The organism is Actinomadura sp. SCN-SB (genome assembly GCF_043906805.1).
GTDB lineage: Bacteria > Actinomycetota > Actinomycetes > Streptosporangiales > Streptosporangiaceae > Spirillospora.
On the sequence record NZ_JBIMPP010000056.1, the window covers coordinates 14,047 to 32,416 of the forward strand.

At 73.6% G+C, this 18,370-nt stretch carries 20 protein-coding genes; 14 read left to right on the top strand and 6 right to left on the bottom strand.

The window, feature by feature from the left end:
- Positions 1 to 53 precede the first annotated feature (53 nt).
- A complete protein-coding gene (locus ACGWYJ_RS28830; protein WP_395109555.1) occupies positions 54 to 908 on the top strand; it encodes an SMP-30/gluconolactonase/LRE family protein in 855 nt (284 codons plus the stop codon).
- Between the two features lie 141 nt (positions 909 to 1,049).
- On the top strand, positions 1,050 to 1,871 hold the full coding sequence (locus ACGWYJ_RS28835) for a class I SAM-dependent methyltransferase (RefSeq protein WP_395109556.1): 822 nt from the start codon (positions 1,050 to 1,052) through the stop codon (positions 1,869 to 1,871).
- Positions 1,872 to 1,938: 67 nt separating this feature from the next.
- Here ACGWYJ_RS28835 and ACGWYJ_RS28840 read toward each other — a convergent pair whose 3' ends face one another.
- The 4 genes from ACGWYJ_RS28840 to ACGWYJ_RS28855 form a co-directional block, all read right to left on the bottom strand.
- Complete coding sequence (locus ACGWYJ_RS28840; protein WP_395109557.1) at positions 1,939 to 2,787, bottom strand: MOSC domain-containing protein; 849 nt, start codon at positions 2,785 to 2,787, stop codon at positions 1,939 to 1,941.
- Between the two features lie 81 nt (positions 2,788 to 2,868).
- Positions 2,869 to 3,918, bottom strand: a complete 1,050-nt coding sequence (gene dmpG / locus ACGWYJ_RS28845; protein ID WP_395109559.1) for a 4-hydroxy-2-oxovalerate aldolase — start codon at positions 3,916 to 3,918, stop codon at positions 2,869 to 2,871.
- Positions 3,915 to 4,823, bottom strand: coding sequence for an acetaldehyde dehydrogenase (acetylating) (locus ACGWYJ_RS28850; protein ID WP_395109561.1), 909 nt, complete (start codon positions 4,821 to 4,823; stop codon positions 3,915 to 3,917). The genes dmpG and ACGWYJ_RS28850 overlap by 4 nt, the downstream gene beginning before the upstream one ends.
- A complete protein-coding gene (locus ACGWYJ_RS28855) occupies positions 4,820 to 5,614 on the bottom strand; it encodes a 2-keto-4-pentenoate hydratase (RefSeq protein ID WP_395109563.1) in 795 nt (264 codons plus the stop codon). The genes ACGWYJ_RS28850 and ACGWYJ_RS28855 overlap by 4 nt, the downstream gene beginning before the upstream one ends.
- A gap of 114 nt (positions 5,615 to 5,728) precedes the next feature.
- On the opposite strand from ACGWYJ_RS28855, the gene ACGWYJ_RS28860 reads away from it, so the two are divergent.
- The 10 genes from ACGWYJ_RS28860 to ACGWYJ_RS28905 all read left to right on the top strand — a co-directional run bounded on the left by ACGWYJ_RS28860 (position 5,729) and on the right by ACGWYJ_RS28905 (position 13,402).
- The gene (locus ACGWYJ_RS28860) at positions 5,729 to 6,487 is read left to right on the top strand and encodes an IclR family transcriptional regulator (protein ID WP_395109564.1); all 759 of its coding nucleotides are present in this window, start codon (positions 5,729 to 5,731) and stop codon (positions 6,485 to 6,487) included.
- A 96-nt stretch (positions 6,488 to 6,583) separates the two neighbouring features.
- Positions 6,584 to 7,096: an HU family DNA-binding protein gene (locus tag ACGWYJ_RS28865; RefSeq protein WP_395109565.1), complete on the top strand. Its 513-nt coding sequence runs from the start codon at positions 6,584 to 6,586 to the stop codon at positions 7,094 to 7,096.
- A 202-nt stretch (positions 7,097 to 7,298) separates the two neighbouring features.
- Positions 7,299 to 8,225, top strand: a complete 927-nt coding sequence (gene pfkB, locus ACGWYJ_RS28870) for a 1-phosphofructokinase (RefSeq protein ID WP_395109567.1) — start codon at positions 7,299 to 7,301, stop codon at positions 8,223 to 8,225.
- A gap of 32 nt (positions 8,226 to 8,257) precedes the next feature.
- Positions 8,258 to 9,469: a mannitol-specific PTS transporter subunit IIC gene (mtlA, locus tag ACGWYJ_RS28875; RefSeq protein ID WP_395109568.1), complete on the top strand. Its 1,212-nt coding sequence runs from the start codon at positions 8,258 to 8,260 to the stop codon at positions 9,467 to 9,469.
- 42 nt (positions 9,470 to 9,511) lie between these two features.
- The gene (locus ACGWYJ_RS28880; RefSeq protein WP_285694246.1) at positions 9,512 to 9,823 is read left to right on the top strand and encodes a PTS lactose transporter subunit IIB; all 312 of its coding nucleotides are present in this window, start codon (positions 9,512 to 9,514) and stop codon (positions 9,821 to 9,823) included.
- Positions 9,816 to 10,283, top strand: coding sequence for a PTS sugar transporter subunit IIA (locus ACGWYJ_RS28885; protein WP_395109569.1), 468 nt, complete (start codon positions 9,816 to 9,818; stop codon positions 10,281 to 10,283). Before ACGWYJ_RS28880 ends, ACGWYJ_RS28885 begins: the two co-directional genes overlap by 8 nt.
- A 25-nt stretch (positions 10,284 to 10,308) precedes the next feature.
- Positions 10,309 to 11,349, top strand: coding sequence for a zinc-dependent dehydrogenase (locus ACGWYJ_RS28890; RefSeq protein WP_395109570.1), 1,041 nt, complete (start codon positions 10,309 to 10,311; stop codon positions 11,347 to 11,349).
- A 24-nt stretch (positions 11,350 to 11,373) separates the two neighbouring features.
- Positions 11,374 to 11,667 carry an HPr family phosphocarrier protein gene (locus ACGWYJ_RS28895; protein ID WP_395109572.1) on the top strand — a complete coding sequence of 98 codons (294 nt, stop codon included), beginning with the start codon at positions 11,374 to 11,376 and terminating at the stop codon, positions 11,665 to 11,667.
- Between the two features lie 74 nt (positions 11,668 to 11,741).
- Positions 11,742 to 12,503 (top strand): DeoR/GlpR family DNA-binding transcription regulator, encoded by a 762-nt coding sequence (locus ACGWYJ_RS28900; RefSeq protein ID WP_395109603.1) that lies wholly within the window; start codon positions 11,742 to 11,744, stop codon positions 12,501 to 12,503.
- Between the two features lie 86 nt (positions 12,504 to 12,589).
- Entirely contained in the window at positions 12,590 to 13,402 is an 813-nt protein-coding gene (locus ACGWYJ_RS28905; RefSeq protein ID WP_395109573.1) for an acyl-CoA thioesterase, read from the top strand.
- A gap of 388 nt (positions 13,403 to 13,790) precedes the next feature.
- On the opposite strand, the gene ACGWYJ_RS28910 is transcribed toward ACGWYJ_RS28905, so the two are convergent.
- Together ACGWYJ_RS28910 and ACGWYJ_RS28915 are read right to left on the bottom strand one after the other, a co-directional pair.
- Complete coding sequence (locus ACGWYJ_RS28910) at positions 13,791 to 14,837, bottom strand: hypothetical protein (protein ID WP_395109574.1); 1,047 nt, start codon at positions 14,835 to 14,837, stop codon at positions 13,791 to 13,793.
- Positions 14,838 to 14,893: 56 nt separating this feature from the next.
- Positions 14,894 to 15,853 (bottom strand): MBL fold metallo-hydrolase, encoded by a 960-nt coding sequence (locus tag ACGWYJ_RS28915; protein ID WP_395109575.1) that lies wholly within the window; start codon positions 15,851 to 15,853, stop codon positions 14,894 to 14,896.
- Between the two features lie 131 nt (positions 15,854 to 15,984).
- On the opposite strand from ACGWYJ_RS28915, the gene ACGWYJ_RS28920 reads away from it, so the two are divergent.
- Together ACGWYJ_RS28920 and ACGWYJ_RS28925 are read left to right on the top strand one after the other, a co-directional pair.
- Positions 15,985 to 17,331 (top strand): hemolysin family protein, encoded by a 1,347-nt coding sequence (locus tag ACGWYJ_RS28920; RefSeq protein ID WP_395109576.1) that lies wholly within the window; start codon positions 15,985 to 15,987, stop codon positions 17,329 to 17,331.
- Between the two features lie 7 nt (positions 17,332 to 17,338).
- On the top strand, positions 17,339 to 18,358 hold the full coding sequence (locus tag ACGWYJ_RS28925) for a hemolysin family protein (RefSeq protein WP_395109577.1): 1,020 nt from the start codon (positions 17,339 to 17,341) through the stop codon (positions 18,356 to 18,358).
- The last annotated feature ends 12 nt before the right edge of the window (positions 18,359 to 18,370 follow it).

Below are 18,370 nucleotides of genomic sequence, written 5' to 3' on the forward strand. Positions count from 1 at the left end.
CGGGCACGACGTCCGGGCCCGGCCGTTCCCTCTCCGTTTCCGGGAGCCGACCGATGACCGACCGACCCGAGGTCGCCGTCGCCGCGGGCGCGACGCTGGGCGAGGGCCCCGTGTGGGATCCGGCCGCGCGCAGGCTGCTGTGGGTGGACATCCTGTCCGCCGAGGTGCACGCCTTCGACCCGTCCGCGGGCGCCGACGACGTCGTCCGGCGCACAGGCCGGCACGTGGGCGCGGTACGGCCGCGCGCAGGCGGCGGGCTGGTGGTGAACCTGCGCGACGGCGTGGGCCTGTACGAGCCGGACGGCGCGTTCCGCTGGCTGGCCGAGCGTCCGGAGGAGGGCGTGCGCGGCAACGACGCCGCGGTCGGCCCGGACGGCGCGTTCTGGGCCGGGACCATGCGCTACGACGAGGGCGAGGGCGGCGGCAGGCTGCGGCGCGTCCACCCGGACGGGCGGGTCGAGGACGTCCTGGACGCCGTGACGATCAGCAACGGCCTGGGATGGAGTCCCGACCAGCGGTTCATGTACTACATCGACACCCCGACCGGGCGGGTGGACGTCTTCGACTGCGAGCCCGGCACGTTCGAGCCGCGCAACCGCCGCCCGTTCGCGCACGTGCCGCCTCCCGGGAGCCCGGACGGCCTGACCGTGGACGCGGACGGCTGCGTGTGGGTCGCGGTGTGGGGCGGTGGCCGCGTCGTGCGCCACACCCCGTCCGGCAGGGTCGACCGGATCGTGGAGATCCCCGCGGAGCGGACCACGGCGTGCGCGTTCGGCGGCACGGATCTGCGCGACCTCTACGTCACGACGGCCTCGATCGGAACGCCGTCGGGCACACCGGACGCGGGCTCGCTGTTCGTCGTCCCGGACGCCGGTCAAGGGCTGGCGAGCCCGGCCTTCCCCGGCTGAGAGGGGGACGACGGCGAACCCGCGCGCCCGCGCACGCCCCGTCCGCCTCTGACGAGCGGAAGGTTTGCCCCCCGCGCCCCCCAGGGAAGGGAACAACCCGAAAAGCTCCTAAACCTCCTGAAAGGTCCCGTTCCCCCCGGAGTGTCCGCCGGCCGATGCGACGCGGCATCATGCCCGCGGGCCGGGGGCCGACCGAAAGGAAGCCGCGTCATCGACGTCACCGACGAGCACTACCAGCGAATCGCCGAGACCTACGAACGCAACTGGGCCGACCGTCCCGAGTACGTCGTCTGGATGGCCGACCGCATCATGTCCTGGCTGCGCCCCTCGCCGGGCGACCGGATCGCCGACATCGGCTCGGGCACCGGCCTCTTCCTCAGCAAGCTGCTGGACTCGGCGTCCCCGCAGACCCCCATCCTCTGCGTGGACCCGTCCCAGCACATGCTCGACCTCCTCCCCGACGACGCCCGGCTGTCCCCGGTGCGCGCCACCGCGGAGCAGATCGCCTCCGGGGAGGTGCCGATCCGGTACGACCAGGTGGACGCCTTCGTCTTCAAGGAGGCGATCCACCATGTCAAGGACATCCCGGGGACGCTGCGGGGGCTCGCGGCCCGGCTGGCGCCGGGCGGGCGGATCCTCATCGTGACGCTGCCGCCGCGGCTGGAGTACCCGCTGTTCCCCGAGGCGCTGGACCGTTTCGCCGCCAACCAGCCCGACCCGGCCGGCATCGCCGAGGCGATGCGCGCGGCCGGGCTGCGCACCGAGCACCGCTTCGAGGAGTACGCGGTCACGATCGACCGCGAGCAGTGGATCGGCCTGGTGCGCAACCAGTGGATGTCGGTGCTGTCGACGTTCTCCCCCGAGGAGATCGACGAGGGCGTCGAGGCGATCCGGCTCCGCCACCCCGAGCACGAGCTGCGCTACACCGACCGCTTCGCCTTCATCCAGGGCTTCAACGACTGAGACGGCTCCTCCACGTGCCCGCGCCCGCCGCCCGGCGCCGCGGGCACGGCCGCCGCCTCCCCGCGGATCACCGGACGGCGTCCGCGAGGCCCGCCGCCCCCTCGCTCCACACGTCCACGGGCACCTCGTCCCCGAGCGCGGCCCGGCCGGGACGCACGACCGCGAACTTGGCGCCGAACGCGACCTGCCCCTCGGGGACGCGCCGGTACGAGGCCAGCGTCCGCAGCGGCTCGGGCCCCGACCTGGCCCCGGTCCGCTGGTCGATGGTGGTCACCACGCAGCGGAGGGCGAGCTTGGCGAACCCCAGTTCGGCGGTGCCGGCGCGGGCGCGCCGCACCTCGTCCTCGGCATGCGGCTCCTCCCAGCCGTCGACCACGATGTTGGGGCGGAAGCGTTCCATCGGCACCGCCGGGCGTCCGGCCTCCGCGAGCCGCCGGTTCAGGACGTCCAGGCTCGGCCGGGAGACGAGGTGAACGGCGCCGCTGTCGGCGTACCCGCTGGTCCCGGGCGTCAGCCCGGAGGTGACGCGGGCGTGCCCCGGCGGCACCCGGACCAGCGAGCTGGGCGCGCCGAGGAACTCCGACAGCCATTCCGCCGCCTCCGGTCCCTGGTCGACGCCCTGGTACGCGGTGCGGAACAGCGATACCTCGCGCGGGGCGGACGTGGTGTCGACCGCGATCTCCACGGCGTCCATGCCGGGCGCGCGCAGCACCAGCCGCCGTCCGTCCGCGCCCACCTCGGGGCGGACGAGCGCCAGCCTTGGATCGCGCCGCTGACTGCGGAAGGTGCCGTGCTCGTCCACGACCATGAAGGAGCGGTCGTGGTCGAGCCCGGCCCATCCGATCCGCGCCCGGGTCAGCGGCGTGCCGGCACAGCCCTTGATCGGATACGACACCAGCTCCACGATGACGGCCATAGGTCCGGAACGCTACGGCCCTCCATCGCCGCTGGCCAGCGAACGGGCAGGTATCTCACACCGATTCGTCAGATACCGGGCTCAGGACGCGGTGGGGGCGCCGTTGCGTTCCCGTTCGGCGGCCAGTTGCAGCGCCACATCGATGATCATGTCTTCCTGGCCGCCCACGTACCCGGCCTCGCCGACCTTCTGCAGGATCGCGTGCGCGGGAACGTCGTAGCGCTCGGCGGCCCGCTCCGCGTGCAGCAGGAAGCTGGAGTAGACCCCCGCGTACCCCTGGGTGATGGCCGACCGGTCCGCGAACGGCAGCCGTGACAGGAACGGCTGCACCACGTCCTGCGCGGCGGCCATGACGCCCTGGATGTCGACGCCGGTGGCGATGCCCATCCGGTCGAAGGTGGCGGCGACGACCTCGGTCGGGGCGTTGCCCGCGCCCGCCCCGAGCGCGCACAGCGCCCCGTCGATCTGGCGCGCCCCGTTCTGGACGGCCAGGACGGAGTTGGCCACGCCCAGCGACAGGTTCTGGTGCCCGTGGAAGCCGACCTGCGCCTCGTGCCCGATCTCCTTGACCAGCGCGGCGACCCGTTCCTGCGCGTCGCCCAGCACCAGCGCGCCGGCCGAGTCGACCACGTACACGCACTGCGCGCCCGCGTCCACCATGATGCGCGCCTGCGCCGCCAGCTCGGCGGGGCCGATGCGGTGCGACAGCATCAGGAACCCGACCGTCTCCATCCCCAGCTCGCGGGCCGCGGCGAAGTGCTGGGCCGACACGTCCGCCTCGGTGCAGTGCGTGGCGATCCGCGCGACGGACGCGCCCGCGCCGTGCGCGCGCTTGAGATCCTCGACCGTGCCGAGGCCGGGCAGCAGCAGGACGGCGATGGCGGCCCGCTCCGCCTCGTCCACGGCGGCCTCGATCAGCTTGATCTCGTCCTCGAGGGAGAACCCGTAGTTGAACGACGAGCCGCCCAGCCCGTCGCCGTGCGAGACCTCGATGACCTCCACGCCGGCGCGGTCGAGGGCGTGCACGACGCCGCGCACCTGGCCCTCGGTGAAGCGGTGGGCCATGGCGTGGCTGCCGTCCCGCAGCGTCGAGTCGGTCAGCCTGACCTTCTCCTGGACCGGCTCGTTCACGCGGTCACCTTCCCTTCCCTGCGGCTCGAGGCGAGCCGCTCCCCCACGCTCGCCGCGGCGGCGGTCATGATGTCGAGGTTCCCGGCCCACGGCGGCAGGTAGTCGCCGTTGCCGCGGACCTCCAGGAACACCGCCACGCGGGCCAGGTCGTTCCAGATGTCGCGGGGCCCGTCGAACTGCGGCTCGGCGCGCAGCGTGTACCCCGGGACGTAGGCGGCGACGCGCTCCACCATCGCGTGGATCGACGCGCTGATCGCCTCGGTGTCGGCGTCCGCCGGGATCGCGCAGAACACCGTGTCCCGCATGATCATCGGCGGGTGCACCGGGTTGAGGATGATGATCGCCTTGCCCCGGTCCGCGCCGCCCACCGACTCGATGGCGCGGGCCGTGGTCTGGGTGAACTCGTCGATGTTGGCGCGCGTCCCCGGCCCGGCCGAGCGGGACGCGATGGACGCGACGATCTCCGCGTACGGCACCGGCGCCACCGACGCGACCGCGTGCACGATCGGGATGGTGGCCTGGCCGCCGCAGGTGATCATGTTGAGGTTGGGGGCGCCGGCCAGGCCGTCCAGATTGACCGGCGGGCACACGAACGGCCCGGCCGCGGCGGGCGTGAGGTCGATGGCCTGGATCCCGGCCTCGGCGTACCGGGGCGCGTTGGCCAGGTGCGCCTTGGCGGAGGTGGCCTCGAAGACCAGGTCGGGCAGGGTGTCCTGGGCCAGCAGCCAGTCCACTCCGCCCGCCGACGCCTCGACGCCCATGGACCTGGCGCGCGCCAGCCCGTCCGACTCCGGGTCCACCCCGACCATGGAGTGCACCTCGATCAGGTCGCTGCGCATCAGCTTGACCAGCAGGTCCGTGCCGATGTTGCCGGGCCCGACGATGGCCGCGGTCAGCTTGCTCATGACGTTCCCTTCGCGAAGCGCGCGGTCACGGTGCCGATCCCGGCGAACGAGGCGACCACGGTGTCCCCGGCGGTGACCGGGATCGCCGCGGTGATCGAGCCGGGCAGCACCACGTGCCCCGCCTCCAGCGTCACGCCCATCGGCCCCAGCACGTTGGCCAGCCAGATCAGGGCGTTCAGCGGCGACCCCAGCACCGCGCCGCCCGCGCCGGTCTCGACGAGCTCGCCGTTGCGGTGCAGCAGGCAGCCGGTGAGCGCCAGGTCCAGCCCCTCGGGACGGACGGGGGTGGTGCCGAGCACCAGGCCGCCGCTGGAGGCGTTGTCGGCCACCGTGTCGGGCAGCGTGATCCTCCAGTCGGCGATCCGGGAGTCGATGATCTCCAGCGCGGGCAGCACGAAGTCGACCGCGGCGGCCGCGTCGGCGGCCGACACCCCGGGGCCCCGGAGGGGACGGCCCAGCACGAACGCGATCTCCGGCTCGATCCTGGGCTGGAGGAACCGCCCCGTGTCGATGGGCGCGCCGTCGGTGTGGAACATGGTGTCCAGCAGGTGCCCGTAGTCGGGCTGGTCCACCCCCAGCTGCCGCTGCATCGCGGCCGAGGTCAGCCCGACCTTGTGGCCCTTGATCACCGCACCGTCCGCCACCCACCGTTCGACCTGGGCGCGCTGGATCGCGTACGCGGCGTCGAGCGAGAGCTCGGGCTCGGTCTCGGTCAGCGGCCTGATGGGAACGCGCGACGCATAGGCGTCCAGCAGGCTCGCGGCCGCCTTCTCCACCGATTCGGGGTCCATGGCCGTCCTTTCTGGTGTCCGCGGGTGAATACTGCTCCCCGGGGACGCCCCCGGCCAACGATCGCGTCCCACGTGACGGGACGCGGCATGACGTATCGCCCCTAACCTGTGGGGATGGCCGCCGCGACCGACGAGACCTACCTCAGCCGCATCATGTCCATCCTCGACGCCTTCCGCGCCGAAGAGGACGCGGTCGGCGTCGCGGAGCTGGCCCGCCGCACCGGCCTGCCCAAGTCCACCGTGCACCGCATCGCGCTGTCCCTGGTGGAGGCGCGGCTGCTCGAACGGCACGGATCCGGGGTGCGGCTGGGGTTGCGCCTGTTCGAGCTCGGGCAGCGCGTCCCCCGGCAGCGGGCGCTGCGGGACGCGGCGCTGCCCTACATGTCCGACCTGCGCGAGGCGACCCGGCAGACCGTCCACCTGGCCGTGCTGGAGGGCAGCGAGGTCGTCTACGTGGAGATCCTCGCCTCCCCCGGCGGCCCGCCGCTGCCGTCCCGCGTCGGCGGGCGGCTGCCCGCGCACGCGACCGGGGTCGGCAAGGCGATCCTGGCCTTCTCGCCGCCCGAGGTGAGCCGCGCCGTGCTGGACGGAGAGCTGCCCCGGCTCAGCACGCGCAGCACGGTCGCGCCCGGCCTGCTCGCGCGCGAGCTCGCGGTGATCCGCAAGGAGGGCGTCGCCTACGACCACGAGGAGTCGGGGCAGGGCGTGGTGTGCGCGGCCAGCCCCGTCCTCGGCCCGGGCGGCGAGGTCCTCGGGGCCCTGTCGGTGTCGGGCTGGAGCAACCGGATGCCGCTCAGGCACGTCGCGCCGGCCGTCCACACCGCCGCGCTCGCGCTCTCCCGGACGCTCGGCGGCGACGGCCGGGCACCCTGACCCACGGCCCCGCCGCTCGCCCCGGTGGCCGGGCGGTTCCTCCTGGTCTAGCCTGACCTGCACACGGCGGGCAGGTGAAGGCGGAAGGGACGGCCGATGAACAGAAGCGAGCTCGTGGAGATCGTCGCGGAGCGGGCGGGCAGCGACAGGGCGGTGGCCCGCCGCCATGTGGACGCGGTCTTCGAGGCCATCGTCGACGCCGTCGCCTCCGGCGACCGCGTGCTGGTCACCGGCTTCGGCACGTTCGACCGGTTCGACCGCGCGGCCCGTATCGCCCGCAACCCGCGCACCGGAGAGCGGATCGAGATCGCGGCGGGCACGGTGCCGAGGTTCCGGTTCGGCCAGACCTTCAAGAACCGCGTCGCGGGAGTGTCCGGCGCCGCCGCCACCGCCCCCGCGGAGATCGCGGCGGCCGAGGTCGCCCAGGCGCCGGTCGTGACGGAGGTCGTCCCCGAGGCCGGCACCGGGGTCGCCCCGGCGAAGAAGGCGAAGAAGCCCAAGAAGGGCAAGAAGGCCGCCACCAAGCAGGCCACCAAGCAGGCCGCGAAGAAGGCGGCCAAGAAGTCCGCCAAGAAGGGCTCCGGCAAGAAGGCCGCCAAGGCTCGCTGACCGCTTTCGAACCCGGCTCTCGCCGCCGGGTTGTTCCTTTCTTCCGTTTTGGACCGTTCCACTACATTCGCCCGCGCCATGCGCGCCTTCGGGTGTTGACGTGCGGACGCATTCGGGCGTAAACAAAGGAGAACCAAACAAAACAGGAAGGAACCAACATGGAGCCGGTGGTGCCCCGGACGGGCGGCGCATGATCGTCACGGTGACGCTCAACCCGAGCCTGGACCGGACGATCGAGGTGGACCGGCTGACCCGGGGGGAGATGATCCGCACCAGGTCGGCCCGGCTCGACCCGGGCGGCAAGGGCGTCAACGTCTCCCGCGCGCTGCTCGCGGCCGGCGTCCCGTCCACGGCCGTCGTCACCATCGGCGGGCCGGAGGGCGACCAGCTCCGGCGGCTGCTGAGCGACGAGGGGCTGACCGTGCGGGCCGTCCCCGTGCACGGGCACACCCGGTCCAACGTGGCGATCGCCGAGCCCGGCGGGGTGGTCACCAAGCTCAACGAGCCCGGCGGGCGGCTGTCGGCCGCCGAGCTCGCCGAGGTGGCCGAGGTGATCGCCGCCGAGTCCGTGGCGGCGGGCTGGGTCGCCGGCTGCGGCAGCCTCCCGCCGGGCGTCCCCGACGACCTCTACGCCGATCTGTGCGCCCGCCTGACCGCGGCGGGCATCCGGGTCGCGATCGACTCCAGCGGGCCGGCGCTGCGGGCGGCCCTGCCCGCCGGCCCCGACCTGGTCAAGCCCAACCGCGAGGAGCTGGCCGAGGCCGTCGGGCGTCCCGTCGGCACCCTCGCCGACGTGGTGACGGCGGCGCGCGAACTGCGCTCGCTCGGCGCCCGCGCCGTCCTGGTGAGCCTGGGCGCGGACGGCGCGGTGCTGGTCGACGACGACGGCGTCGTCGCCGGCGAGTCACCGGTCGACCGTCCCAGGAGCACGGTGGGGGCGGGCGACGCGCTGCTCGCCGGGTTCCTGGCGGCCGGGGCCCGTGGCGCCGGCGCCCTCGCCGAGGCGCTGGCCTGGGGCGCCGCGGCGGTACGGCTGCCCGCCAGCCGGATGCCGCGGCCCGCCGACCTGCGCCGCGACCTCGTCCGCATCCATGCCGTGCCCGACCTCGACCGACCCCTCGTCCCCTGATCCCGTACCCACCCGAACCCCGGGAGGCCGCGATGGCCACTGACTACACCCCCCGACCGACCGGCGACGGATTCCGGGCGCGCGTGCAGCGCCTCGGCGGCCATCTCGCCGGGATGGTGATGCCCAACATCGGCGCGTTCATCGCGTGGGGCCTCATCACCGCCCTGTTCATCCCCACCGGCTGGCTGCCCAACAAGGAGCTGGGCGCGCTGGTCGACCCGATGATCAAGATCCTGCTGCCGCTGCTGATCGGCTACACCGGCGGCCGGATGGTGCACGGCCAGCGCGGCGCGGTGGTCGGCGCCGTGGCCACGATGGGCCTGGTGGTCGGCGCGGACGTGCCGATGTTCCTGGGCGCGATGATCATCGGTCCGCTGGCCGCGTACCTGATGAAGCTGTTCGACAAGCTGATCGAGGACCGGGTCCGCACCGGCTTCGAGATGCTGGTGGACAACTTCTCCGCGGGCATCCTGGCCGCCGCCATGGCGATCGCCGGCAACCGGGCGATCGGCCCGGTCGTCAGCACCTTCAGCGATCTGGCCGAGGACGCGGTCGGCTGGCTGGTCGACAACAACGTGCTGCCACTGACCTCGGTGCTGATCGAGCCGGCCAAGGTGCTGTTCCTCAACAACGCCGTCAACCACGGCGTGCTCGGGCCGCTGGGCGTCCAGCAGGCCGCCGAGTCCGGCAAGTCCGTGCTGTTCATGCTGGAGTCCAACCCCGGGCCCGGGCTCGGCCTGCTGCTGGCCTACATGTTCTTCGGCCCCCGCCGGCTGCGTCCCAGCACCCCGGCCGCCGCGATCATCCACTTCTTCGGCGGGATCCACGAGATCTACTTCCCGTACGTGCTGATGAAGCCGCGGATGATCCTGGCGGTCATGGCCGGCGCCGCCACCGGCATCGCGATCTTCGTGGCCACCGGGACCGGCCTGGTCGCCACCCCGTCCCCCGGCAGCATCTTCGCCTACCTCGCCCAGACCCCGCGCGGCGCGGGCAACTGGATCGGCGTGTACGGCGGGATGCTCGCGTCGGTCGCCGTGACGTTCGGCGTCGGCGCCGCGCTGCTCGGCTTCGGCAGGCTCGCCGACGAGTCCGAGGGCTCGGCGGACGACTCCGGCGGCACCGCCGCGAAGACCGAGGACGCCGAGGGCACGCCGGAACCGGCGGAGAAGGCCGAGGTCACCGGTGCCGGCGACACTTCCGGCGACACTGAGAAGGCGACAGAGCAACCGGCGAGCCGCTGACCGGGCAGCCGGATCCATCCACCCCCTCGGAAGGACCCCGCCATGGGCACCACGATCGAAGGCAAGGACGTCCGCAAGCTCATCATCGCCTGCGACGCGGGCATGGGCAGCAGCGTCATGCTGGCCGGGCAGCTGCGCAAGGCGCTCAAGAAGCAGCAGGTCGAGGTCAAGCACACACCGGTCGGCTCCATCCCCGCGGACGCCGACGTGGTCGTCTGCCACTCCGGGCTCGCCGAGCGGGCCCGCCGGGGCGCGCCGGACGCCGTGGTCGTCCCGTTCGACGTCTACATCGGCGATCCCGCGATCGACGGGGTCGTCAAGGCGATCAAGGACGGCGGTGTGGTCGGTGGGTAGCGGCGTGGCCTCCGGGCCCGGCGCGCTGCTCGACCCCGCCGCCGTCCGCCTGGACGCGCGCGCCGAGGGACGGGACGACGCGATACGGCAGTGCGGCAGGCTGCTCGTCGAGATCGGCGCGGTGACCGAGCCGTACGTCCAGAGCATGCTCGACCGCGAGCGTTCGATCTCCACCTACCTCGCCGAGGGCGTCGCCATCCCGCACGGGACGGCCGAGGGCAAGGACGCGGTGCTGCGCGACGCGCTGGCCGTGGTGCGCTTCCCCGAGGGCGCGGACTGGAACGGCGCGAAGGTCACGCTCGCCATCGGCATCGCGGCGCGCGGGGACGGGCACATGGCGATCCTCGGCGAGCTCGCGCAGATCCTGCTCGACCCCGAGCGGGCGCGGGCGCTGCGCGAGGCCACCACGGCCGAGCGGATCGCCGAGCTCCTCACCCCCGCCGAAGCATCCGAAGACTGACCACAGAGAACAGGAATCCCACACGATGAAGGTCGCCCGCTTCCACGCGCCCGGGGACATCCGGCTCGAAGACGCCCCCGAGCCCGAGCCGGGCCCCGGCGAGCTGAAGCTCCGCGTCCGCAACTGCTCCACCTGCGGCACGGACGTCAAGATCTCCCGGTTCGGCCATCACCACATCGTCCCGCCGCGGGTGATGGGCCACGAGATCGCCGGGGAGGTGGTGGCCGCGGGCGCCGGGACGGAGGGCTGGGCGCCGGGCGACCGGGTCCAGGTGATCGCGGCCATCCCCTGCGGGACCTGCGCGGAGTGCCGGCGCGGCCGGATGACCGTGTGCTCGCGGCAGGAGTCGATGGGCTACCACTACGACGGGGCGTTCGCCGAGTACATGATCGTCCCGGCGAAGGTCCTGGCGGTGGCCGGGGTGAACCGGATCCCCGAGGGCGTCTCGTTCGCCGAGGCGTCGGTGGCCGAGCCCCTGGCCTGCGTCCTGAACGGGCAGGAGCTGGCCCGGGTCGGCGAGGGCGACGACGTGGTGGTGTTCGGCTCCGGGCCGATCGGGTGCCTGCACGTGCGGGTGGCGCGGGCGCGCGGCGCGGCCCGGGTGTTCCTGATCGAGCTGAACGCCGACCGGCTGCACCGGGCGTCCGAGCTGGTCAAGCCGGACGCGGCGATCCTCGCCGGGGACACCGACCCGATCGAGGCGGTCAGGGACCTCACCGGCGGCCGCGGCGCCGACGTGATCATCACGGCCGCGGCGGCGCACACCCCGCAGCAGCAGGCGCAGTGGATGGCCGCGCCGGGCGGCCGGATCAGCTTCTTCGGCGGGCTGCCCAAGGACGACCCTGTCATCTCCTGCGACTCCAACCAGGTGCACTACCGGGAGCTGAGCATCGTCGGCGCCAACGGGTCGAGCCCGGCGCACAACGCCCGCGCGCTGGAGCTGATCGGCACGGGCGAGGTGCCCGTCCACGACCTCGTCACCCACCGCGTCCCGCTCGCGGACGTGCACCGGGCGCTGGACCTCGTCGCGCGCGGCGAGGCGATCAAGGTCACCGTCGAGCCCTGAGGAGGGCCTGAGGAGGGAGAGCACATGGCGGAACGCACCGTCGTCATCGGGTCGGCGCAGGGCCTGCACGCCCGCCCGGCCAAGATCTTCGTGCAGGAGGCGGCACGGCAGCCCGTGCCGGTGCACATCAGCGCGGGCGGCAAGGCGCCCGTCCCCGCCGCCAGCATCCTGGCGGTGCTGGCGCTCGGCGCGCGCCAGGGCGACGAGGTGACGCTGAGCGCCGAGGACGGCGAGCGGGGCGAGCGGGCGCTGGACGAGCTGGCCGCCCTCATCGAACGGGACCTGGACGCGGAGGAGCCCGAACCCGAGCCGACCTGACCCGTAGGACGGAGCCGACCCGTAGGACAATGGTCGCCGTCATGACGACAGCGGGAGCAGGTGACCCCACCCCCATGTACGCCGAGGAACGGCAGCAGGCGATCCTGGCGCGGGCGCGCGCCGACGGCCGCGTCGACGTGGTGGCGCTGGCCGAGCAGTTCTCGGTGACCACCGAGACGATCCGGCGCGACCTGACCGTGCTGGAGCGGGCCGGCACGCTGCGCCGGGTGCACGGCGGGGCGATCCCGGTGGAGCGGCTGGGCTTCGAGCCGGCGCTGGCCGCCAGGGACGCGGTGCTGACCGAGGAGAAGGAGCGGATCGCCAAGGCGGCGCTGGCCGAGCTGCCCGCCGAGGGCTCGGTGATCATCGATGCGGGGACCACCACCGCCCGGCTGGTACGGCTGCTGCCCGCCGACCGCGAGCTGACGGTGATCGTCAACTCGCCGCCGCACGCCACCGCGCTGGCCGCGCAGTCCAACCTCAACGTCATCATGCTCGGCGGCCGGGTGCGTCCCCGCACGCTCGCCACGGTGGACGACTGGGTGCTGCGCCCGCTGGCCGACCTGTGGGCGGACGTGGCGTTCATGGCCACCAACGGCTGCTCGGCGGCGCACGGGCTCACCACCTCCGACCAGGCGGAGGCCGCGGTGAAGCGGGCGATGATCGCCTCGTCCCGGCGGCGGGTGCTGCTGGCCGACCGCACCAAGATCGGCAACGACAATCTGGTGCGGTTCGCCGCGCTGTCGGAGATCGACGTGCTGATCACCGACACCGGCCTGGACACCGAGGCGGCCGCCGAACTGGCCGCCGCCGGCCCGGAGGTCGTGCGGGCCTGACCCCGCCGTGCGACCGGGCGGGACGCCGGATGTACCGTTGATCCGGTTTGCGGAGTCCGCCGGGCCGGCGGCGCGGGAGGCAGCGGATGAGCGAGGAGTTCCCACCCCGGATCGTGCGGCTGCTCGACCTGCGGCCGCTGGACGAGGACACCTACCTGGGGGCGGAGGTCGCCGGGCTCGCCCGGATCCGCCTGTTCGGCGGCCAGGTCGCGGCGCAGAGCCTGCGCGCCGCCTGCCACACGGTCGGCCAGGGACGGCTCCCCCACTCGCTGCACGCCTACTTCATCAGGCCGGGCACCTATGAGGAGACGCTGCGGTTCGACGTGGCCCGCACCCGGGACGGGCGCGCGTTCTCCACCCGGCACGTCACCGCCGCCCAGGGCGGCAAGCCGATCTTCGAGATGATCGCCTCCTTCCACGACCCCGAGCCCGGCTACGACTGGCAGCCACAGGGGCCGCCGGACGTTCCACCGCCCGAGGACCTGGAGCCGCCGGACCTCCCCGCGCTCATCCGGCACCCCACCGGGTTCGAGATGCGGGCGGTGCGGCGGGAACGCCCCGACGGGATCTGGTCCCCGCACCCGTTCTGGATCCGGCACCGGGAGCCGCTGCCGGACGACCCCGCCGTCCACGCGAGCCTCATCGCCTACCTGTCCGACATGGCGCTGGTCAGCGGCGCGCGGGCGCCGGGCTCCCCGCGCGAGCTGGCGATGGCCGTCAGCCTGGACCACGCGCTGTGGTTCCACCGCCCCGCCCGGATCGACGACTGGCTGCTGTTCTCGGTCGATCCGGCCACCAACCACGGCGCCCGCGGCCTCGCCCACGGCACCCTGCACACCCGCGACGGAAGACTCGTCGCCTCCATCGCCCAAGAAGCGCTCCTGCGGCCGGCGCTCTGATTGGCACCCGCGAGCTGCGCTGTGTTTATTGGCACCCGCGAGCTGCGCTCCTCGCCTGGCGGCTCGTCGCTTGTCGCGGCTGCGGCGATCGCTGCATCACTCCGACTCGCCCAGAGGCTCGCTCCGCGATCAGGTCCTCGCAAGCTCGGACCTGCCTCCGGACGCGATCGCAGCGCTGTGTTTATTGGCACCCGCGAGCTGCGCTCCTCGCCTGGCGGCTCGTCGCTTGTCGCGGCTGCGACGATCGCTGCATCACTCCGACTCGCCCTAGGGGGCTCGCTCCGCGATCAGGTCCTCGCAAGCTCGGACCTGCCTCCGGACGCGATCGCAGCGCTTGGGCGCCGTTCGGGGCTGGGGTGAGGGCTAGGTCCCTGGGTTTGGTACGGGATCAGATTGTTGCTTGGTCCAATCTGTTTTCGGGCTCTGAGGGCGACGGCGGGGTGGCTAGGGTTTCGCCGTCTTGGGAGGCTCGGCGGGTCTCCTCCAGGAGCACGGCGCGGACGCGGCGCGCGTCCCCGGCCAGCCTGCCGAGTTCCTCGCGGGCGAGGTCGTCCCGGACGGTGGCGGCCAGCAGTTCGCGGTAGCGCTCGTTCCGTTCGGGGAGACGCTGGACGGCCTGCCATTCCCGGTACGCCTCGTCCAGCTCCAGCGTCCGCCGCGCGTACGCCTCCAGCGCCTCGACGCGGGCGGTGACCGAGCCGACCGAGGCGTCCAGGGCGCGGCGCTGCGGCACCACCAGCGCCCGCAGCCGCGGGGACGGGTGCTCGGGCAGCCGCTCCTCCTGGTCTCGGCGCAGCCGGGTGTGCTCGGCGAGCGTGGAGGCGATCGCCCATTCCTCGTGGGACAGCGCCGCCGGGCCGCCGGCGTCGTCCAGGAGACCGGCGCGGTGCGAGACCGAGCCCAGCACCGCGTCGCAGGCCCGCTGCGCCCGCAGCAGCAGCCGGGACGCCACCCGGTCGAAGTCGCCGGGCAGCAGGTAACGGCCGTGATGCACGCGGGCGGCGCGGGCGGCGGCCGGCTCCCGTAGGTGGCGCACGGCGGCGACGGCCCAGCAGGTGAAGCTGCCCACGGCCAGCAGCGCGGCCACCTCTCCCAGCCGCAGCAGGATCAGCGCGATCTGCAGCGCCGGAGTGATCATCATGGCGGCCACCGCCGTGCCGCCCCATCGGAACACCCCGTCGACCAGATCGTCCTCCTCCTCGCCCGGGGCCAGGAGGCACAGCCGGATCCAGCCGCCGGGCAGCACGCCGTAGAAGAAGGCGATCATGGGGACCCACAGGGCGCGGCCGACCAGCGCGGCGGGCCGGAGCCGGGGCGGGGACGGGGCGGGGAGATGGGCCGCGACCAGCCTTTCCGGCGCCGCGTCCAGGAGGGCGCGGTCCTCACGGGGGATCTCGGGGTCGAACACCGGCCGGGGATGCCTGTCGTCGGTCATGGGAACTCCCACCGCTCGCGATGCGAACATGACAACCCGCCGGCCCTTCCCTCCGGTCAGTCCTGGAGCTCGGCCCAGACCTCCCGGTCCCGCTCGGGCGTCCACACGCGGGGCCGCTCGACGCCGTCCAGCTCGTCCCAGAGCCGGGAGACGTCGAACGGGAGGCAGTGCTCGAAGATGGGCCAGCGGCCGTAGTCGGGGGCGAGGGCGGCGTGCACGGCGGCGAACGCGTCCTTGAGGGTGCCTCCGCCGTCCCTGACCTCCCGGACCTCGCCGATCATCACCTCCAGGAAGCGCCGGGTCTGCGCGATGGCGTCGCGCACCGCCTCCCGCCCGTGCGCCATGGCGCCGCGCCCGCCGACCAGGGTCCGGGCGCCGAACGACTCGACGTGGTCGAGGGTGCCCGACACCCACTCCTGGTGGAAGGCGTCGCCGGTGTAGAGGGCGGCCCGGGTCTCCACCAGGTCGCCGGCGAACAGGATGTGCTGCCGGGGCAGCCACGCCACGATGTCGCCCTCGGTGTGGCCGCGCCCGCAGTACGCCAGGTCGAGGTCGCCGCGGTCGCCGCCGAGGTCGATGGTGAGGGTGCTGGAGAAGGTGACGTCCGGCCAGGTGAGGCCGGGGATGCTCGCGGGCTCCTCGAACAGCCGGGGCATCCGGGCGTACTCCGACTCCCAGTCCTCCTTGCCGCGCTCGCGGATCAGGGCGGCGGTGCGGTCGTGCGCGATGATGGTGGCGTCCCCGAACGCGGCGGCCCCCAGCGTCCGCACCGCGTGGTAGTGGGACAGCACCAGGTACTTGACCGGCTTGGCGGTGTGCTCGCGGAGCCTGGCGAGCCACCGGCGGGCCGCGGCCGGGGTGGCGAGGGCCTCGAAGCAGACCAGGAAGTCCTCGCCCTCGATCGCGCCGACGTTCGGGTCCCCCTCGGCCGTGAGGGCGTACACGCCGTCGGCGAGCACCTCGAGGGTCTGCTCCTTCTCCGCCAGGTCGGCGGAGGACGCGAACGGTCTGGGCATCGGTCGCCCCCTCGGAACTCTTCGGCCCTGTACCCGCGATCGCGGCGGGCATACCACAACCAATCATTCCCACTCGTCCACCCCCGGCAATCCCGCGTGAGAAAGATCAGGGGCGGGGAACTGATGCCAGCGTGACCGTCGCGCTGGGCCTGCTGGCCGTGTTCCTGCTGACGGCGGCGACCGGCTGGTTCGTCGCCCAGGAGTTCGCCTTCGTCACCGCGGACAGGCCGGAGCTGGAGCGGCAGGCCAGGGAGGGCGACCGGAGGGCGGCGCGGGCGGTGCGCGTGATGGAGCGCGTGTCGTTCATGCTGTCCGGCGCCCAGCTCGGCATCACCGTGACCGCCCTGGTGGTGGGGTTCATCGCCGAGCCCGCGCTGGGCGGGCTGGTCGCGCCGGCGCTGGAGGCGGCGGGGATGTCGCCCGGCGCGGTGACGGGGATCTCGGTGGCGGCCGGGTTCGCGATCGCCACGGTCATCCAGATGGTGCTGGGCGAGCTGTTCCCCAAGAACCTGGCGCTGGCCAAGGCGGACCCGCTGGCCAAGGCGCTGGCCGGCTCCACGCTGATGTACCTGTCGGTGGCGGCCCCGGTGATCAGGCTGTTCGACGCCTCCGCCGCCGGGCTGCTGCGGCTGGCCGGGATCGAGCCGGTCGAGGAGCTGCATCACGGCGCCACGCTGGAGGAGCTGGGCCACATCATCGGGGAGTCCGGCGCGGAGCTGCGGGCGGATCAGGCGGACCTGCTGGGGCGCGCGCTGATGTTCTCCGACCGGACGGCCGGCGAGGTGATGGTGCCGCGCGTGGACGTGATCACCGTCCCGCAGACGGCGCGGGCGGGCGAGCTGACCGAGATCATCACCGCGCACGGCCACACCCGCTACCCCGTGGTCGGCGACAGCGTGGACGACGTGGTCGGCGTGGTGGGGCTCGACCAGCTCGTCCGGCTGTCCCCGCGGGAGGCCGACCGCACGCCGGTGCGCGAGCTCGCCCGTCCGGCGCCGCTGGTGCCCGACACGCTGCCGCTGCCGGACGTGGTGGCGCGGCTCAGCGGCGACGGCGGCTCGCTGGCCTGCGTGGTGGACGAGTACGGCGGCTTCGCCGGCCTCATCGCCTGGGAGGACGTGGCCGAGGAGCTGGTCGGGGAGATCGCCGACGAGAACGAGGTGAGCGAGGAGCAGGCGGTGCGGCGCGGCGACTGGTGGGCCGTCGACGCGGGCCTGCGGATCGACGAGGTCGAGCACGAGACCGGCATCGCCCTGCCCGAGGGCGACTACGAGACGGTCGCCGGGCTGCTGCACAGCCGGCTCGGCCGCATCGCCGAGCCCGGTGACGTGGTCGCGGTCGACCTGGCGCCGCACCGGCCGGGCGAGCCGCCGCTGCGGGCGGTGATCGAGGTGCTGTCCATCAAGCGGCACGTGCCCGAGCTGATCCGGATACGGACGGCGCCCGGCGAGCGCCCTCCGGACGAGCGGGGCGGGTGACGGGCGGATGGACCTGACCACCGCGCTGCTGGTGACGTTCGCGCTGCTGGCGCTCAACGGCTTCTTCGTCGCTTCGGAGTTCGCGCTGGTGGCGGCCAAGCGGCCGCGGCTCGAACGGGCCGCGGCCGAGGGCAGCAGGACCGCCGCCTCGGCGGTCGCGGGGATCTCCGAGCTGTCGCTGATGCTGGCGGGCGCGCAGCTCGGCATCACGATGAGCTCGCTGGGGCTCGGCCTGGTGTCCGAACCGGTGATCGCGCAGACGCTGACCCCGCTGTTCCACTCGGCGGGGCTGCCGGGCTCCGCCGCGCACGCGCTGGCGTTCGTGCTGGCCCTGGGCCTGGTGACGTTCCTGCACATGGTGGTGGGCGAGATGGCGCCCAAGTCGTGGGCGATCATCATGCCGGAGCGGTCGGCGATGATCCTGGCGGTGCCGTTCCGCGCGTTCACCCAGGCGGTGCGGCCGGTGCTGGCGGGCCTGAACGCGATCACCAATCTGTTACTGCGGCTGGTGCGGGTGTCGCCCCGGGACGCGGTCCCCGTGCCCCGCACCCCGGAGCAACTGCGCAGCCTGGTGCTGGAGTCGCGGCGGCTCGGGTTGATCGCGGAGAGCGATCTGCATCTGCTCACCGCCGCGCTGGACGCGCCGAAGACCCCCTTGACCGGCCTGGTCGTGCCAAAGGAACGCATCGTCACGGTGCCGTCCTCCGCCTCGCCGTCGGAGATCGTGGAGACCTCGGCGCGCACGGGCAGGCTGCGGCTGATGGTGCGCGGGGCGGCGCGGGGCGGGTCCCCGCGCATGGTGCACGTCCGCGATGCCTACCTGGCCAGGGCACGCGGCATGCCCACGACGGCGCGCGAGCTGTCGCACCCGGTGCCGGTCATCCCGGCGGGCGCGCCCGTCACCGACGCGGTGGCGATCCTGCGCGAGCGGCGCAGCCACCTGGGCCTGGTACGGCACGCGGACGGCAGGACCGCGGGCCTGGTCGAGCTGGACACCCTGGTGAGCACGCTGCTGACCCCTGCCTGAGCCGCGTTCCCG

Coding starts and splice junctions, on each gene's coding strand:
- ACGWYJ_RS28850 (WP_395109561.1), bottom strand. CDS start 4,823: ATGAGCAAGCTGACCGCGGCCATCGTCGGGCCCGGCAACATCGGCACG.
- ACGWYJ_RS28895 (WP_395109572.1), top strand. CDS start 11,374: ATGGCGGAACGCACCGTCGTCATCGGGTCGGCGCAGGGCCTGCACGCC.
- ACGWYJ_RS28855 (WP_395109563.1), bottom strand. CDS start 5,614: ATGGACCCCGAATCGGTGGAGAAGGCGGCCGCGAGCCTGCTGGACGCC.
- ACGWYJ_RS28860 (WP_395109564.1), top strand. CDS start 5,729: ATGGCCGCCGCGACCGACGAGACCTACCTCAGCCGCATCATGTCCATC.
- ACGWYJ_RS28890 (WP_395109570.1), top strand. CDS start 10,309: ATGAAGGTCGCCCGCTTCCACGCGCCCGGGGACATCCGGCTCGAAGAC.
- ACGWYJ_RS28925 (WP_395109577.1), top strand. CDS start 17,339: ATGGACCTGACCACCGCGCTGCTGGTGACGTTCGCGCTGCTGGCGCTC.
- ACGWYJ_RS28840 (WP_395109557.1), bottom strand. CDS start 2,787: ATGGCCGTCATCGTGGAGCTGGTGTCGTATCCGATCAAGGGCTGTGCC.
- ACGWYJ_RS28900 (WP_395109603.1), top strand. CDS start 11,742: ATGTACGCCGAGGAACGGCAGCAGGCGATCCTGGCGCGGGCGCGCGCC.
- ACGWYJ_RS28830 (WP_395109555.1), top strand. CDS start 54: ATGACCGACCGACCCGAGGTCGCCGTCGCCGCGGGCGCGACGCTGGGC.
- ACGWYJ_RS28910 (WP_395109574.1), bottom strand. CDS start 14,837: ATGACCGACGACAGGCATCCCCGGCCGGTGTTCGACCCCGAGATCCCC.
- ACGWYJ_RS28915 (WP_395109575.1), bottom strand. CDS start 15,853: ATGCCCAGACCGTTCGCGTCCTCCGCCGACCTGGCGGAGAAGGAGCAG.
- ACGWYJ_RS28865 (WP_395109565.1), top strand. CDS start 6,584: ATGAACAGAAGCGAGCTCGTGGAGATCGTCGCGGAGCGGGCGGGCAGC.
- mtlA (WP_395109568.1), top strand. CDS start 8,258: ATGGCCACTGACTACACCCCCCGACCGACCGGCGACGGATTCCGGGCG.
- ACGWYJ_RS28905 (WP_395109573.1), top strand. CDS start 12,590: ATGAGCGAGGAGTTCCCACCCCGGATCGTGCGGCTGCTCGACCTGCGG.
- ACGWYJ_RS28880 (WP_285694246.1), top strand. CDS start 9,512: ATGGGCACCACGATCGAAGGCAAGGACGTCCGCAAGCTCATCATCGCC.